This is a genomic window from Mycobacterium sp., assembly GCF_050701675.1.
GTDB lineage: Bacteria > Actinomycetota > Actinomycetes > Mycobacteriales > Mycobacteriaceae > Mycobacterium.
Genome location: NZ_JBOGDD010000259.1, coordinates 1 through 15,240, shown reverse-complemented (window position 1 = coordinate 15,240; position 15,240 = coordinate 1). Strand labels below are relative to the sequence as shown.

The window sequence follows — 15,240 nt, the reverse complement described above, 5'->3', positions numbered from 1 at the left end:
ATCTGCGCCGGATCGAACCGTTGCTTCGTACGCTGCGCAACGTCGCCGACGACGTCGGCGCCAAACCCGCACAGGTGGCGCTGGCCTGGCTGATCAGCCTGCCTGGCGTGGTGGCCATTCCCGGTGCGTCCAGCGTCGAGCAGCTCGAGTTCAACGTCGCGGCGGCCGACATCGAGCTGAGCACCGACACCCGCGAGGTGCTGACCGCCGCGGCCCGCGCGTTCCAGCCGGTGCCCTTGGCCCGGTTCGCCGCCGACACGGTCCGCGAGAGGCTCCGTCGCCGCTGACTGTCAGTCGTCATCCGGTTGGGCCGACGCAGGCGTTCGCCGCTGAAAGCCGAGCAGCAGAGCGATCGACAACGCCACGCCGACGACTACCAGTGGGCCCGCCCAGGCCCGGCGCCACCAGGTGGCCGAATGGCACTGGTCGACGTAGGCATCGCCAGGACGCTCGCCCGGCTCCGCCGCGGACGTCTCGGCTTGGTCGGCGATCGTGGCCTGCCCGTAGTCGGCCAGCACCCCGGATCCGCAATGAATCCGAAAACCCCACCGGTCGTATTGATCCAGCGACGTCGGCCAGTAGAGCCCGGCCACTCCCGCCAACAGCACTGCGGCTGCGAGCAGAGAGAGGACGAAGCGGTCCCGAAGCATCGATGCGCTCCTCGTCGTCGATATCGTCGATTCGGTTGTGTGTCAGCTCATTCGGCCGAGGATCGGTTCGGACTCGACGAGGCCCTCATCGCTGGGCTCGATTCCGGCACCGAAGACCCGGGTGGCCTGACGTGATCGCAGCTCAGCGTGGGCGTCTGCGGGGCGGTCCAGACCATACCGGATCCGGGCCTGCGCCGGTGTGACCACCTCTGGATTGACCGGCGCGACACCGAGTTTGACCGGTGCGACGACCGGATGGGTCATCGGTGAGAGCACCTTCAGCACCAGCAGCTCCGCGCGCGGATTGAGGCTGATCACCCGGAATGCCGTCCACAGGACGGGCCGGACGAGCGCGTCGACGATTCTCGACTGCCGGATACTGCTCATCTCCCGCATCCACCGGGGCATCGTCGCGATCGTGCCTGCCCTCAGGACCTCACTGACCACCCGAGCGATCGGGCGTGCCACCCATGGCATGGGCGGCATCATGACCTTGGCGTCGAGCAGGTGGTTCATCGCGGTGACGGCGATCTCGCTGGCCGCCAGCTGGGGGCGCATCCAGTCGAAGTAGCGCCGGACGCCATCGCGGGTTCGAGGCACGTCGTGAGGAGAGCAGGTCTGCAATTCGGTGGCGACCGCGCACTCCTCCCAGTATTGGGCCTCCTCCAGTGGCGACAGAGGGCCAGGGCCGTACATCTCATAGGCGTAGAGGATCGAATGCCATGCGGTCAGATGAATCCACAGCTGGGAAGCGGGGTCGTTCGCGTCGTACCGCCCGCCGCCATACGGTTCGGTACCGATCGCCTTGGAGTGAATCTTGACCAGAACGTCAGCGGCGGTGGCGGTTTCGCGTGACCCACCGAACGCCACCATGGAGAAGTAGCGCAGGGTGCGGTCATACCGGGTGCGCGGCCGCCGGTAGATGTCATGCGTCTTGTCAACGGCGGCAACGAGGTTGAGGTCCAATTCCTCGACCACCACCGACCGCTGAAATCCCACCGTCAGCGAGGTGGGATAGCCCCAGACCTTCCACGTCACCGAACCTGGACCGAAGAAGCCGTAGTCCTCGTGCGGTTGCACCGCCGTCTTGGCCGGCTCGACGGATCGTGTCGTCGTCATGGCTCACTTCCCCTTCTCATCCGATGGGTTCCCTGGCGGCACTGAAGGCAGAGCACACCATGCGTCCGTACATGGACGCGAGGTCATCGGCGGTCCACGTGTTCGTGGCATCGAGCATCGAGCGGACCGCTGCCTCGCATGACGACAGGAAGAATTCGATGAGCACGGGCAGCTTCGCCTCGACGTCGGCGAAGTCCCACCAAGCGCTCAATGCCGGCCCGATCCAACGACCCGCGATGTCTTGCATCTCGGTGCGCACGCGTTGGAAGCGGTGGACCACCGCGGGATCGGGTCGTGCGGCGAACACCACCCGCGATGAGTCCGGCCTGTCGGCGACGACGCGCAGGAGCGCACCGAACCCGTCGACGAACGCGGACTCGGGATCGTCACCGCGCGCGGTGCGCAGCGCCGCCACCAATGCGTCGCGCAGGTTGGTCGTTTCGCGCTCGAGTAGCGCGGTGATGATCTCGACGCGGTCGGCGAAGCACGCGTACACCACTGGACGCGTGACGTGCAGACGGTCGGCGATGGAACCGATCGTCACCTGACCGCAGCCCTGTTCGACCGTGATCGCCAACGCGGCATCGAGCACCTGGGGCCGACGCCGCTCCGGGCCGAGATGTGCAGCCCTGGCCCGCAGCGCTTCATCGGTGGCCACGGGCATGAATCGAAACGTACCACGCATTGCTTCATCTGTGTAGGAATTTGCTTCATCGATGTAGCTTTGGGCATCGAGGAACATGGAGGCCGTGGACGGACATCGCAGCGTGAACCGATGGGAGTTGCGCACCTGTGCGCGGCGCGGTCACATCACCTACGCACCCGACGACCAGGCGCTCGCCGACCGGCTGAGCGGAACCACCGGACTTGGCGAAGTGTGGCGGTGCCTACGCTGCGGCGACTTCACCCCAGGTCCGCCACACGGTCGCGGGCCTGCCGAGGACGCGCCGATGGTTCTGCGGGGCAAGGCGTTGCGTCAGGCCATCATCATCAGAGCGCTCGCGGTGGAACGGTGGATCAGGGCGGTGCTCATCGCCCTCGCGGCGTGGGCGGTCTGGCAGTTCCACGGCGCGCAGGGGTCCATCCAGTCCGCCCTCGACCGCGACCTACCCCTGCTGCGCACCAGCGGCATCAAGGTCGATCAGATGACCGCGATCCACGAGCTGGAAAGGGCATTGGCGACCAAACCGAGCACCCTGACGTTGATCACGCTGGCGTTGGTCGCGTACGCGGTGCTCGAACTCGTCGAGGGTGTCGGACTGTGGTTACTGGCGCGGTGGGGTGAATACTTCGCCGTGGTCGCCACCGCTGTCTTCCTGCCGTTGGAGGTGTACGACTTGACCAAGGGGATCACGCTGACCCGCGCCATCACGTTCTCCATCAACGTGGCGGCCGTGGTCTACCTGCTGTTCTCGAAACGGCTGTTCGGCCTTCGCGGCGGCCGCGCGGCCTACGACGAGGAACGGCGCGGTGAGCAGCTCCTCGACGTCGAGAGGGCCGCAGGGTCACCGGTGTGATCGGCCAGGTGACGCACGATCGAGCGATGCACCTGCCGGCGCTGACGGCCGTGAGGCGGTTCCTCGTCGACTCCGACCCCGGCAGGTTGCGACTGCGGAGCGCCGCGTCGACCACGCTGTCCCTCGTCCTGGGCATGGTCGCGCTGCTGGCCTTCACCCGCGTCGCGCACCAGCCGGTGACGGTCGCCATGCTGGGCACTATCGCCGCCATGCAGTCCGCGGCGGCGGTCAAGGACCGGCAGCAGCACAGCAGGGTCGTCACCACACTGCTGCTCTTCTTCCCCGCCGTCGCGGCGGTGACACTGGCTGCCGTGCTCTCCCCGCTGGGCAAGGTGGCCGACGTCGGGTTCATCGCGGTGCTCTTCGGAGCCGTCTGGGTTCGCCGATTCGGCCCGCGGGGAAACGCCCTGGGGATGATCGCGTTCATCTCCTACTTCTTCGCGCTGTTCCTGCGAGCGTCCCTCGGTCAGATACCGGTACTGGCCGTCGCCATCGCCGTGGGGCTCGGCGCCACGCTGTTCGTGCGGACGCTGATCTTTCCCGACCGTCCCCGCGTCGAGGTGCGCCGATTGGTCAGGGCGCTGCGAGGGGTGTCGACGTCCGTGCTGGACGTCGCGACGAATCGCGGTGAGCACGACCTGGCCCTGCTGCGGCGAAGATTGGACCGGCTCGGCGAAACGGCGCTGATGATCGACGACTGGCTGGATCGCCACGATGCGGCGCACTCTCTGAGTGTCACCAGCGAGGATCTGGCGCTTCGGGTCTTCGATGCTCAGATCGCCGTGGAGCAACTGGTGAGCCTGCTCTGGGCACTCGATCCTGGCACGCCGTGGCCGCGCGGACTCGAAGACGCGATCGCATCTCTGCGAACATGCCTGCAACACCAACCATCCGAGGACCAACTCCGGGCCGCCCGCAAACGCGCCGCCGCCGCCGCCGATCGCGCCGACCTGTCCACCTCCGAAGGTCTCGCCACGGTGATGGCGTATCGGGCAGTCCAGGCGCACCTCGCAATTCACCACATCACGACCAACGCGTTGGAGGTCGCGCGTGCCGTCGACGCCGAGCCGGAGACACCGGCCGACGAGGAGAGCACCGGGCTGAACCCCAGCACGAAGGCGGCCATCCAGGTGGCCGTGGCCACCAGCGCGGCGACCCTCCTTGGCGAGCTGATTTCGCCAGACCGCTGGTATTGGGCCGTGCTGACCGCCTTCCTGGTCTTCACCGGGGTGTCCACCCGCGGTGAGATTCTCACCAGGGCGGGTCACCGGATCGTTGGCACCATCGCCGGGGTGGTGGCCGGCGTGCTGCTCGCCACGCTGATCGGTCACCATCCGCCCGTTCAGATCGTCGTCCTGGTCCTGTGCGTGTTCTGTGCGTTCTATCTGGTCACCGTCGCCTACGCCTGGTTGACGTTCTTCGTCACCGTGTTGTTGGCGATGTTGTATGGCCTGCTAGGCGATTTCAGCGTTCAGGTCCTCGAACTTCGTATCGCCGAGACGGCTGCCGGGGGCCTCGTCGGCATCGCATCCGCGTACTTCATCTTCTCGACGGGCACGCGCTCCACCTTCGTCGAGAAGGTCGGCGAGTACCTCGACAGGTTGGTCGACTTGATCGAAGCCGGCGTCGACTCGGTGCTGGCGCCGGGGGGTGAGACGGACCTCGTCGCCGAGACGCGTCGCCTCGACAACGCCCTGCAAGACGTCATGAAGGCGGGCAAGCCCCTACAGATGGGACCCGCCATCCGAAGCAGGCGCGGGGCGCAGCGCCTGATGCGTGGACTGCAGGCGGGCAACCGGTCGGCCCATGCGCTGGCACGTGCCGGCGTGAACGCCGCCCGTGCGGACCCCGACACCGCGCCGCCCGACGTCACCGCCGTGGCACTGCGCGGGGCCGCCGATCACGTGTGCGGCACCGTCGAGACGATGAAGCAGATCGTCGCGGGAGCCAGTGTCGACCCGCCGGAAAAGGTAATGGAGACAATGATATTGGACGTCATGGGGACATCCGACATCCCGCCAGGACCAGTACGGGGCGCGCTCCGGGCGCTGAGCACTCTCGACCGTGCTCTCGCCGAGGTGACCACCCGCGTGTAGTCGGGACGGCGATTACCGTCGTGCCACTTCGGCCTCAGGCGTGGCATGGGAATCGCGCGGGGAGTTGCACCGTCACGCAGAGCCCGCCGGCCGGACGGGGCGTGAGGGTGAGGCTTCCGTCGTGTGCCTGGATGATGCTTTTGACGATTGCCAGGCCCAGACCGACACCCGCGTGGTGGGTACGTATGCGTTCGGCACCGCGCTGAAACGGCTCGACGAGCGTGGAAACCACTTGTGCGGTGAGCATTTCGCCGGTGTTCTCGATAGTGAGCACCACAGTGTCGGAGTGCATGTTGGTCCCGACCCACACGGTGCCCCGTTCGGGCAGGTTGTGCACAATCGCGTTGTGCACGAGGTTGGTCGTCAGCTGCAGCAGGAGCGCGGGTGAGCCGACCGTGACGGTCACTTCGCCTGAGGTGTCGAGGGCGACGCCATGCTTCTCGGCCAGTGGCAGAAGTGTTTCCGTGGCCTCCTCAGCGATCAGCGATACGTCAACGAGTTCTCGGGGGAAGGATCGCTGGTCGGCGCGGCTGAGCACGAGCAGTGCTTCGGTGACGTCGATCGCTCGAGTGTTGATGGCGTGGAGACGCTCGATCAGCTCACCGGTGTCGTGGTTGTGGTCCTGGCGGGCCACGTCGAGAAGGGTCTTCGAGATCGCCAGCGGGGTGCGCAGTTCGTGGGACGCGTTGGCCGCGAATCTCTGCTGTTCGCCAACGTGTGCTTCGATCCGGGCGAGCATGGTGTCGAAGGCGTCCGCGAGTTCACGGAACTCATCTGTGCGGCCCGGTAGCCGGATCCGGTGCGAGAGTGAACCGTTGGCGGCTACCCGGGCGGCGTCGGTGATGCGCGCCAGGGGGTTGAGCATCCGGCCGGCGAGAAGCCACCCTCCGACGAGACCGAACACCAGCAGGAACGCCAGCACTGCGGCCGCTGCCGGAGCGAAGGCATGCAGGAGGTTGGACCGGATGGGAAACACGCCATCGGTCATCGTGTTGTTCGTGCTTCCGGGGATGATCTTCATACGGTCGGGGACGTAGCGCAGTAGGAACAGCCACACGGCGGCGAGCAGTAAGACGCCGGCGAACACGAGGAACCCGGCGTAGCTGAGGGTGAGTTTGAGGCGAACACTCACCCCGGGCGCTCTATCCACGGTCGCCTCCTTCATGTTTGGTGCCGGGTGTTGTGTCGATGCGGTAGCCGACGCCGGCCACGGTGGTGATGATCCAGGGTTCGCCGAGGCGTTTGCGCAGTGCCGAGACAGTGATGCGCACGGCATTGGTGAACGGGTCGGCGTTCTCATCCCACGCTCGTTCCAGTAACTCCTCGGCGCTGACGACACCACCTTCAGCGGCGACGAGAACTTCCAGTACTGCGAACTGCTTTCTGGTGAGCGCGACATAGCGGCCGTCGCGGTAGACCTCGCGGCGGAACGGATCCAGCCGCAGCCCAGCGACCTCCCTCACGGGTGGTCTGTGGTTGGCGCGCCTGCGGTCGAGCGCTCGCAGACGCAGCACGAGTTCCCGAAGTTCGAAGGGCTTGGTGAGGTAGTCGTCGGCGCCCAGTTCGAACCCGGAGGCCTTGTCGTCGAGCCGGTCGGCCGCGGTGAGCATGAGGATCGGCATACCGCTTCCCGACGCGACGACGCGTTCGGCGATCTCGTCGCCGGAGGGCCCAGGGATATCGCGGTCCAGGACGGCGATGTCGTAGGTGTTGATGCTCAGCAACTCCAGCGCGGTGTCACCGTCGCTGGCGATGTCGGCGGCGATCGCTTCCAGTCGTAGGCCATCGCGGATGGCCGTTGCCATGAAGGGCTCGTCCTCGACAATCAACACGCGCACAAGTTCTCGATGCTACGAGCCGGCACATATCGTCGGCATATCCAAAACTGCTTACGTAGTGACAACACCACACTGTCTTGACTAGCGGGCATGACCTACGACAATTCAGCACCGATCCCATCCCGCAGAACCCTACGACCGCTGGCGACCCTTGCCATCGGCGCCGCCCTGATCGGCTCGGGCTTCCTGGCCATGGCTGCCGAAGCTAGCGCCGCCCCTGGCGGCGGAGCGCAGGCAGCGAAGTACTCCGAGTGCATGCGGGCCAACGCCGTCGCTGACTTCCCGGACCCGAACGCAGACGGCCAAATCTCGTATGGCGGAATTTCGGTGCCAAAACCGGTGTGGGTAAAGGCCGTCGATACGTGTAAAGACCTGCAGCCGCCGGGTTGGTTGAACGACGCAGGCCGTGCCCCCGAGCAGCAGGACGCTGCGCTCAAGTTCGCCCAGTGCGTGCGCGACAACGGGGTGGCCGACTTCCGCGACCCCGCCACCCCACGTGACCCCCTCATCGACACGTCGAAGATGCGCGGCGGCGTCAGCGCTCGAGACATTCCGGAGCTAAAGGGCGCACAGGGGGCGTGCCACGACTTCTTCACCGCCGCGTTACCGCCACTGGGAACGGGCCAGCCGGGCTGAATGCGTAAACGCTGAGCGGAGCGGCCATGCCGGTAGCGACAGTCGCCGCTGGCGTGGCCGCCACGTCCGGTGCATGCTCGCATTGCGGCATCTCGACAACAGTCCACATTGCCCGCCTATCAGCGACAACCCGACCATTCCAATTCTCTTGTGTCGCATCGGTTTCAGGTGTCACAAAGCACGGTTTCTTGTCGGTGGGTCGAACTACTGTTCGGGTATGAGTTCGGGCACTGTCCACGACCGCGAGCAGACCGCCGCGGCCGTCGACGGATTCCTGGCCGCCTTCGACACTCTCGCCGACACGTCCTTCGACGCCCTCACCGCACCGGAACTGCTGACAGTTCTCGACAAGATGGAAACCGTCTCGAGGCGCGCTCCGACAATCGGGCACCGCGTGCTCGCCCGCCTGCAGCGTGAGGCCTCCCCCGTCGAACTCGGCGCCAAGTCGTTGAAGGACGTGCTGAAGATTCGGTTGCGGATCTCAGCCAAGGACGCCACCCGCCGTCTCGAGGAAGCCACCGACCTCGGCCCGCGCACCGCGTTGAACGGGCAACCCCTGCAGCCCAAGTTGGACAAGGTCGCCGACGCCCAAGCCCACGGCAGGATCAACGCCGAGCACGTCGCGGTGATCCGCACCTTCTTCGACGCCCTACCCGGGTGGGTGGACCACACCACCCGGGAGAAGGCCCAGACCGACCTGACCCGCATCGCCAGTGGTTCGGGACCCGATGAACTGCGCAAGGCTGCCCAGCGAGAGGCCACCCTCATCGATCAGGACGGACCCGAACCCAACGACACCGAACGCGCCCGCAAACGCGGCATCCACATCGGTCCGCAACAACCCAACGGCTTGAGCCGTATCAATGGCTGGGTCGGCCCGCAATTCCGGGCCACCTACGAACCCATCACCGCGAAACTGGCCGCCCCCGGAATGTGCAACCCCGACGACGAGACACCCTGCACCAAGGGCACGCCGTCACAACAACAGATCGACGCCGACACGCGCAATGCCGGGCAACGCACCCACGACGCGTTCGTCGCGATCGGCCGCTCTGCCCTCAGTTCCGGGGAATTGGGTCAACACAACGGCCTGCCGGTCACCGTCATCGTCTCCACCACCCTGCAAGACCTCGAATCCGGCCGCGGATCCGGGGTCACCGCCGGCGGCTCCCTGCTGCCGATGGCCGACGTGATCCGGATGGCCTCCCACGCCCATCACTACCTGGCGGTGTTCGACAAGCACACCAACCAAGCGTTGTACCTGGGTCGGTCCAAGCGGATCGCCCCCGCCGCACATCGGATCATGCTGCTATCCCAACAACGGGGCTGCACCTTCCCCGGCTGCACCGTCCCCGGCTACGGCTGCCAAGTCCATCACGTGAACGGCTGGAAGAACGACGGCCACACCAACATCGACGAAGAAGTCCTCGCCTGCGGCCCCGACAACCGCCTCGCCGAAACCGGCTGGACCGTGGTCATCCGCAACGGCATCGTCGAATGGATCCCACCCCCACACCTCGACACCGGCCAAGCCCGCACCAACTACTACCACCACCCCGAACGCCTACTCGCCGACCCCGACGACCCGTAGCGGTCAGGCGGCGGCGTCGGGCACGTACGTGCGCTGCGCCCACTGAAATGCCTGCCACCCAGCGGCCTCGTCGAACTCGTCGTGAAAGCGCTGGGCCGCGGCGGCTCCGATCGGGCGGGCGTCGCGCGCCTTCACCTGAATCTCGGCGCAGCGTTCCATGAGTAGGAAGAATCCGACCGCCGAGTCAACCGTGGTGCCGACCGTCAACAGACCGTGGTTGCGCAGAATGACGCCACGGGCGTCCCCGATCGTCGCCGCTATGCGCTTACCGCCGTCGGTCGAGCCGATGTTGACCTCCTCGTCGTCGAAGATCTCGTGGTCACCGAAGAATGCGCACGCCTCCTGTGAGATCGGTTCAAGCCTGGTGACGGCTGCCGAGAACGGCGTCCCGTAGGGCGTGTGACAGTGGACCGCCGCGACGACTCCGGGGACCGCCTCGTGCACCGGGGCGTGGATGTAATAGGCCGCCATGTTGATGTGGCCACCACCTTCGACGGTGCCGTCCGCGCGGACGAGAACGAGATCGTCGGTGGTCATGTACCGGAACGGCACACCGTAGCGCCCCAGCCAGAAGCAGTCCGGGCGCTCTGGATCGCGGGCCGAGATGTGCCCGTCACCCAACGAGCCCCAACCCATCGCACCAATGACACGGTAGGCCAGGGCAAGTCGGTGTTTGCGGTGTGCCCGCAGCTGTTCCGGGTCCACGATGGGCGGCTCGAAGGCCGCTGGGTCGAGGAAGTCACGATCCGCCATGGCTATACGTTAAGCGGTCCTCCGCGGCGGTGCACTGCCACGGTCAACGGGACCAGTCGGCGGCCTGCTCGTCGGCGATGCTCCAGCGCGCGAACGTGACCCCCGGCCTTTGAGCAAGCGTCCTGACCGCATCCTCTGCGACGAGATCGTCGCGGTCGGCGGTGCTGAAGCTTGCTTGCAGGTCGACCTGGTCGGCAGCGTGTGCCGGATGCATGCGGACCGAGCGGAGCCGGAAGCGGGGCGATGGCATACAAGTGGCGAGAAGCTCCTTGATGTCGGCCTCCATTGCTCGGAGGCACACCGCTTCGAGAATGTAGTCGGATGGCGTCGCCTCACGACTGCCGTTCTTGGCGTGCCGTCTGTCCATGTGGTTCGCCAATGGCTGCAGGAACCAATTCCCCGCGAGGACGACGGTGGCGCCCGCGATGGCCTCGCGCCACATCCAGGCCCCGGCCAGTGCTCCCACTGCGCCGGTGGCCCACAGCGTTGCGGCGGTATTGAGGCCCGTCACCGACAGCCCCTGCTTCATGATGACCCCGGCCCCGAGAAAGCCTATGCCCGAGACGATCTGAGCGGCGACGGTGAGGCGGTTGGCTTCCTGGTTGAAGCTGTAGGCGCTCAGGATCAGGAACAGCGACGCGCCCATGCTGACGAGCGCCATCGTCTGCAGGCCCGCCATGCGGGAGCGCCATTGGCGTTCGAAGCCGATCGCGACGCCGAGCACCGTCGCCAGGCCCACCCGGACCAGCAGGTCAACGGCCAGCATCGCCAGATCTCCCTACTGGGTTGCGCTCACCACTAGTTGCATCCGCTGGCGTTGACCCATCTGCCGTTATAGCTCACGCAACCGCTGACGTTCGGGGGTGGGGGTGGGTCATCCGGCATCGGGGCGTAGTACGCGGGCGGCGGAACGTACGGCGCGACCGCGTCGGCGATGTTGGCGCAACCACTCACCTGGACCCGTCGCCCGGCGCCGACGCAGACGTCGGCGTTGGCGCTGCCCGTCGGCTGGACGGTGACGATCGCGCCTGGGATGGCTGCGATGGCCAGCACGCTTGCCGCGGTGACGGTCCAGGACCGCTTCCAATGAATCATGTCCGTATCTCCTAGGAGCCCAGTGGCGATGGGCCGAGGTCGCACCGGCTTCGTAGATCGGTCAGGGGCTGGCGGATGCCGTTGATCTCGGACTCGGTCTGCGGATGATCGGCCATGTAGGTCGTGACGCGGTCGTGGACCTCTTGGAACGGCAGCCCACGCAGGCCGGTGAAGAAGTCGTTGACGTCGGGGTGGGTGAACAAGTAGTCGCCCATGGCGGTTCCGACGGTGCCGGATGCCACCGCAAGGTCTCCGGCCGTGCAATTGGGCGGCGGCGCTGCGGGTCCAGGGTCGGGTTCGGCGGAGGCCGCCGAAGCTCCCCCGAACAGCATCGCGCCGCCGGCGACGACGCCGACCAATGCGCTGCGAAGAGTACGTCCAGACATCGACATCGGAAGCTCCTTCACTCGGTGGTCGGACGCCACCGGCCAGCAAAGCTAACCACAACCGAACGGCGAATTGTCGTGACTGACAATTCTGCCGAACGGGATGGGCGGTCGGCATTACTCTTGGCGGTTATCCCATTGAGGGAGTATGTGTTCCGCACGTTCGCGGGTGAGTTGTCCGTCCGCACCAACAGTGCACCGTCGGGCGTCATCCCCTGAGTGTCGTCCGCGGACCGTCGCGCTGGGCACGTGTCACAGCACCGCGTCAGCAAGACGGTCGACCTGCTCGATGGCCGACACGGCGGGGTGGAACAGCAGCCGATCGAATCCCAATTCGCGGTAGGCGGTGACGGTGTCGCGGGCATCCTGCGCCGTGGTGATCATGTCGGCCACGTTGAGATCGGCGTACGCGGGCCTGAACCCGTAGTACCGCCCCAAGTGCTCCCGTCCCGTCCGGCTGACGTCCTCGTCACCGATCGCGAAGTTGACGGAGGCATGGAGCTGAGGGCTTCCTGGCCGCCCCGCCTCTCGCCAGCCTGCGCGGATGCGATCGGCGAACTGCGACTGGGCCGGATAGTCGCGCAGCGATCCTGCGACCCAGCCGTCTCCCACGGTGGTCGCCCGCCGGACGGTTGCCTTGGACGTGCCGCCGAAGAGCACCGGAATGTCCACGGGCTCAGCGCATAACGCGGCACCACCGGTGATCGCCCCACCCCGCCACGCGTGCCGCAGGAACTCCACTTGGTCGTCGAGGAGGCGACCGCGGACCTGGAAGTCGACGCCAGCGGCAGCGTAGTCGTCCTCGCGCCCGCCGACGCCGACACCGATGGTGAGTCGGTTGCCGGTGGCGGCCGCAATCGAGGCCAACTGCTTGGCGAGAATCGCCGACGGATAGAGCGGTGTCAGCAGGATGTTGGTCACCAGTGCGAGATTCGTGGTCGCGCCTGCCGCCAGAGCCAGCGTGACGATCGAGTCGACACTTGGGTAGACGAGGCGGTCGACCGTGGTGGCGGACTCGAATCCGCGCTGCTCCACACGCCGGGCCCATTCGACGACCACCGGCGCGGCAACACCCGCGACGTTATTCGGCAGGCCGATTCCAATCTTCATGACGATCCCTTCTGGTGTCCGCGGAGGTTCCACCAGGATGACGGCTGCAGGACGGTCATTGCCACCGGCTTCACCGAACTCGCCGATGAGCGTCAACAAGGCAGCCTGGCGGCGCCGACATCCGGTAGGTCGCGAAAACGGCTGCAAGAGCGCCATGCCCGTCGCGGAACACAAGCAAACGAATGCGCTTCCTCGGGCCCGGCCAGACAGATGTCGACGCGGTCACGGATGGATACCGGTCAGGGATCACTGATCCCTCCAGCCCCTTTGTTCACTATCGTCACATCGGTCAGCTGTTGACGTCATTGCGACGTCCCGCCCGTGAAAGGTGCGACATGTCGCCGCGTCCCCGAATTGCAACTTTGGTGTCGTTGGCGGCCGTCATGGGGCTCAGCGCAGCATTGGGTGTCGCGCCACCGGCAAACGCCGAGCCCTGTGAGGGCGCTGCCGCGCAAGCGCAGCCTCTTGCCACCCAGGCCTTCGAGATCCCGAGCCCATCCCGGCTCGCACCGTTCAACCGCCCCATCGGGCACAAGCCCACCGGCGCGAATGACGCGTCGCCACTACCCAAACTGGGCCTCTTGCCCGCACTCCTCAAGGCGCTCACTCCAGCCCCCCGCTCCGCGCCGGTGCAACAGCAGGCGGCCGTGGTGCCGTCGCCGAATCCCAACGGCGCGGCGACCCAACAGGTGCCCGCGGCGCAACAAGCTCCGGCGGCAGCTCAACCCGCAGCCGTGCCGGTGTCTGCCAACCCCGCTGGCACCTCGATCGTCGGATGGGTGACCGGACCGGACAGCCCGAACAAGACCATCCAGCGTTTCGCCATCACCGGAACCGACCTCGGGATCATGTGGGACAACGGCGATCCCGCCAACCATCAGGTGCTCATGGCGTTCGGCGACACGAACGGCTACTGCGGCATTCCCGGCAAGCAGTGGCGGTACAACGCGCTGTTCCGCAGCCAGGACGGTGCGCTCTCGAACACGGTTGCCGTGCCCGACGGCGTGGTCGGCAACAGATATTCCGGCTCACCGGTATGGCGGCCGGGCATCTCCAAGCAGATCATCAACAGCATCGGGCAAGCTCCGGATGAGACGGGCATCATCCCGACCTCCGGCGTCGCCGTCGGAAATCGCCAGTACCTCAACTTCATGTCCATCAGGAACTGGGACAGCCCTGGCTCGTGGTCGACGAACTTCGCGGCGACGGCGGTGTCTTCCGACAACGGCGAGACGTGGGGCGTCTACCCCGGGACCATCCGCACGCCAGGGGCGGGCAACGAGAACTTCCAAATGAGCGCGTTCCTCAAGCCAGGCCCCGGCGATCAGTACATGTACACGTTCGGCACCCCCTCCGGCCGCAGTGGCTCGGCGTACTTGGCGCGCGTCGCCCCGAGCTTCATCCCGGACCTCACCAAGTACGAATACTGGAACGCCGACAACGGAGCCTGGGTTCCTGGCAACCCTGGCGCAGCAACGCCGGTGATCCCGGGTCAAGTCGGCGAAATGTCGGCCCAGTACAACACTTATCTCAAGCAGTACCTGGTGATGTACGGCAACGGTGCCAACGACGTCGTGATGAGGACTGCGCCTGCCCCGCAGGGACCGTGGGGGCCCGAGCAACTGCTGGTGCCGTCCATGCAGATTCCCGGCGGCGTCTACGCTCCATACCTCCACCCCTGGTCGACGGGCAAGGAGCTGTACTACAACCTGTCGCTGTGGTCGGCGTACAACGTGATGCTGATGCACACCACGCTGGCCTGACGATGGCGCGGCTGGGATCGAGTGTTGGGCCTGCCGCGGTCGACCGGCGTTGCTTCGCCCTCGCCCCTGGGGCGCTGGCTGGAATGACCACCCGTCGACGCCACCAATGCGCCCATCGTGTCGCCAATTCGGTGGGCCGCTACGTGCCCGCAACCAGAATTCCCTGAACCTGCGCCGCTGCAACGGATTCGGCGCGGGCACCACTGGCGATACCAGCCGAACCCTCGACGCCAACATCCACACACTGGTGGATTCGCCTCGGCACCAACGATACTGACACCGCTCCGACGGTTTCGACGAACCTGGAGAACCGCGGCGAAGACGTCAACCACCTCGTGTACTGGGGCGAAGGGCACGAGGCCAAGCGTCGACTCGGCCGCCGCCATCAGCTGGGTCGGTGCCGTAACCGGCTACGCAAGGTAACCGACGAAGCCTCCCCGACAAGTGGCGAGCAACGGCGCGGGAGGCGGCCACGAAAGTGGGTAACCCAGGTCACAGAACCCGTCACTGCCGCAGACCGCAGCGTCGATCTTCGGACGTGACCCAACCCAATGGAGGGTGTCCACCATGAGCGACGAACGTGCAGATCAGATCCGCCACTGGCTTTCCGTGGCCGATGACGAAGACAACGACGAGAAGAAGCTCGCCGCGCGGTATACCGCGGCGGCGAGCGCGCGTCTGTGGGT

Annotated in this window: 16 protein-coding genes; 6 read left to right on the top strand and 10 right to left on the bottom strand. The window is 66.3% G+C overall.

Annotated features, from left to right (window positions below; genetic code table 11):
• Nucleotides 1-287 (top strand): aldo/keto reductase (locus ACRDUX_RS07430; protein ID WP_526412478.1); only part of this gene is annotated, 287 nt, incomplete at its 5' end.
• A gap of 3 nt (nt 288-290) precedes the next feature.
• Here the strand turns inward: ACRDUX_RS07430 and ACRDUX_RS07425 are convergent.
• From ACRDUX_RS07425 to ACRDUX_RS07415, 3 genes are read right to left on the bottom strand one after another with little or no spacing between them, the layout of a single operon-like run.
• Nucleotides 291-650: a hypothetical protein gene (locus ACRDUX_RS07425; protein ID WP_526412476.1), complete on the bottom strand. Its 360-nt coding sequence runs from the start codon at nt 648-650 to the stop codon at nt 291-293.
• Between the two features lie 42 nt (nt 651-692).
• The gene (locus ACRDUX_RS07420; protein ID WP_526412474.1) at nt 693-1,769 is read right to left on the bottom strand and encodes an oxygenase MpaB family protein; all 1,077 of its coding nucleotides are present in this window, start codon (nt 1,767-1,769) and stop codon (nt 693-695) included.
• Nucleotides 1,770-1,785: 16 nt separating this feature from the next.
• Complete coding sequence (locus tag ACRDUX_RS07415; protein ID WP_526412472.1) at nt 1,786-2,433, bottom strand: TetR/AcrR family transcriptional regulator; 648 nt, start codon at nt 2,431-2,433, stop codon at nt 1,786-1,788.
• Nucleotides 2,434-2,518: 85 nt separating this feature from the next.
• Between ACRDUX_RS07415 and ACRDUX_RS07410 the strand changes: the two genes are divergently transcribed.
• Together ACRDUX_RS07410 and ACRDUX_RS07405 are read left to right on the top strand one after the other, a co-directional pair.
• Entirely contained in the window at nt 2,519-3,286 is a 768-nt protein-coding gene (locus ACRDUX_RS07410; protein WP_526412470.1) for a DUF2127 domain-containing protein, read from the top strand.
• A gap of 26 nt (nt 3,287-3,312) precedes the next feature.
• Complete coding sequence (locus tag ACRDUX_RS07405) at nt 3,313-5,382, top strand: FUSC family protein (protein WP_526412468.1); 2,070 nt, start codon at nt 3,313-3,315, stop codon at nt 5,380-5,382.
• 34 nt (nt 5,383-5,416) lie between these two features.
• Here ACRDUX_RS07405 and ACRDUX_RS07400 read toward each other — a convergent pair whose 3' ends face one another.
• Nucleotides 5,417-6,532: a sensor histidine kinase gene (locus ACRDUX_RS07400; protein ID WP_526412466.1), complete on the bottom strand. Its 1,116-nt coding sequence runs from the start codon at nt 6,530-6,532 to the stop codon at nt 5,417-5,419.
• A complete protein-coding gene (locus ACRDUX_RS07395) occupies nt 6,525-7,220 on the bottom strand; it encodes a response regulator transcription factor (RefSeq protein ID WP_526412464.1) in 696 nt (231 codons plus the stop codon). The genes ACRDUX_RS07400 and ACRDUX_RS07395 overlap by 8 nt, the downstream gene beginning before the upstream one ends.
• A gap of 90 nt (nt 7,221-7,310) precedes the next feature.
• Here ACRDUX_RS07395 and ACRDUX_RS07390 point away from each other — a divergent pair, with 90 nt between their 5' ends.
• Together ACRDUX_RS07390 and ACRDUX_RS07385 are read left to right on the top strand one after the other, a co-directional pair.
• Nucleotides 7,311-7,856, top strand: a complete 546-nt coding sequence (locus ACRDUX_RS07390) for a hypothetical protein (RefSeq protein WP_526412462.1) — start codon at nt 7,311-7,313, stop codon at nt 7,854-7,856.
• A 217-nt stretch (nt 7,857-8,073) separates the two neighbouring features.
• Complete coding sequence (locus ACRDUX_RS07385; protein ID WP_526412460.1) at nt 8,074-9,447, top strand: HNH endonuclease signature motif containing protein; 1,374 nt, start codon at nt 8,074-8,076, stop codon at nt 9,445-9,447.
• 3 nt (nt 9,448-9,450) lie between these two features.
• Here ACRDUX_RS07385 and ACRDUX_RS07380 read toward each other — a convergent pair whose 3' ends face one another.
• The 5 genes from ACRDUX_RS07380 to ACRDUX_RS07360 form a co-directional block, all read right to left on the bottom strand.
• Complete coding sequence (locus ACRDUX_RS07380) at nt 9,451-10,200, bottom strand: class II aldolase/adducin family protein (protein WP_526412458.1); 750 nt, start codon at nt 10,198-10,200, stop codon at nt 9,451-9,453.
• A 43-nt stretch (nt 10,201-10,243) separates the two neighbouring features.
• Nucleotides 10,244-10,966: an MgtC/SapB family protein gene (locus ACRDUX_RS07375; protein WP_526412456.1), complete on the bottom strand. Its 723-nt coding sequence runs from the start codon at nt 10,964-10,966 to the stop codon at nt 10,244-10,246.
• Nucleotides 10,967-10,998: 32 nt separating this feature from the next.
• Nucleotides 10,999-11,295 (bottom strand): hypothetical protein, encoded by a 297-nt coding sequence (locus ACRDUX_RS07370; RefSeq protein ID WP_526412454.1) that lies wholly within the window; start codon nt 11,293-11,295, stop codon nt 10,999-11,001.
• An 11-nt stretch (nt 11,296-11,306) separates the two neighbouring features.
• Entirely contained in the window at nt 11,307-11,681 is a 375-nt protein-coding gene (locus tag ACRDUX_RS07365) for a hemophore-related protein (protein ID WP_526412452.1), read from the bottom strand.
• A gap of 252 nt (nt 11,682-11,933) precedes the next feature.
• On the bottom strand, nt 11,934-12,791 hold the full coding sequence (locus ACRDUX_RS07360) for an LLM class flavin-dependent oxidoreductase (RefSeq protein WP_526412450.1): 858 nt from the start codon (nt 12,789-12,791) through the stop codon (nt 11,934-11,936).
• Nucleotides 12,792-13,126: 335 nt separating this feature from the next.
• On the opposite strand from ACRDUX_RS07360, the gene ACRDUX_RS07355 reads away from it, so the two are divergent.
• Nucleotides 13,127-14,554 (top strand): DUF4185 domain-containing protein, encoded by a 1,428-nt coding sequence (locus ACRDUX_RS07355; protein WP_526412448.1) that lies wholly within the window; start codon nt 13,127-13,129, stop codon nt 14,552-14,554.
• The last annotated feature ends 686 nt before the right edge of the window (nt 14,555-15,240 follow it).

Coding starts and splice junctions, on each gene's coding strand:
- ACRDUX_RS07405 (WP_526412468.1), top strand. CDS start 3,313: ATGCACCTGCCGGCGCTGACGGCCGTGAGGCGGTTCCTCGTCGACTCC.
- ACRDUX_RS07370 (WP_526412454.1), bottom strand. CDS start 11,295: ATGATTCATTGGAAGCGGTCCTGGACCGTCACCGCGGCAAGCGTGCTG.
- ACRDUX_RS07425 (WP_526412476.1), bottom strand. CDS start 650: ATGCTTCGGGACCGCTTCGTCCTCTCTCTGCTCGCAGCCGCAGTGCTG.
- ACRDUX_RS07380 (WP_526412458.1), bottom strand. CDS start 10,200: ATGGCGGATCGTGACTTCCTCGACCCAGCGGCCTTCGAGCCGCCCATC.
- ACRDUX_RS07415 (WP_526412472.1), bottom strand. CDS start 2,433: ATGCCCGTGGCCACCGATGAAGCGCTGCGGGCCAGGGCTGCACATCTC.
- ACRDUX_RS07365 (WP_526412452.1), bottom strand. CDS start 11,681: ATGTCTGGACGTACTCTTCGCAGCGCATTGGTCGGCGTCGTCGCCGGC.
- ACRDUX_RS07420 (WP_526412474.1), bottom strand. CDS start 1,769: ATGACGACGACACGATCCGTCGAGCCGGCCAAGACGGCGGTGCAACCG.
- ACRDUX_RS07385 (WP_526412460.1), top strand. CDS start 8,074: ATGAGTTCGGGCACTGTCCACGACCGCGAGCAGACCGCCGCGGCCGTC.
- ACRDUX_RS07360 (WP_526412450.1), bottom strand. CDS start 12,791: ATGAAGATTGGAATCGGCCTGCCGAATAACGTCGCGGGTGTTGCCGCG.
- ACRDUX_RS07355 (WP_526412448.1), top strand. CDS start 13,127: ATGTCGCCGCGTCCCCGAATTGCAACTTTGGTGTCGTTGGCGGCCGTC.
- ACRDUX_RS07390 (WP_526412462.1), top strand. CDS start 7,311: ATGACCTACGACAATTCAGCACCGATCCCATCCCGCAGAACCCTACGA.
- ACRDUX_RS07375 (WP_526412456.1), bottom strand. CDS start 10,966: ATGCTGGCCGTTGACCTGCTGGTCCGGGTGGGCCTGGCGACGGTGCTC.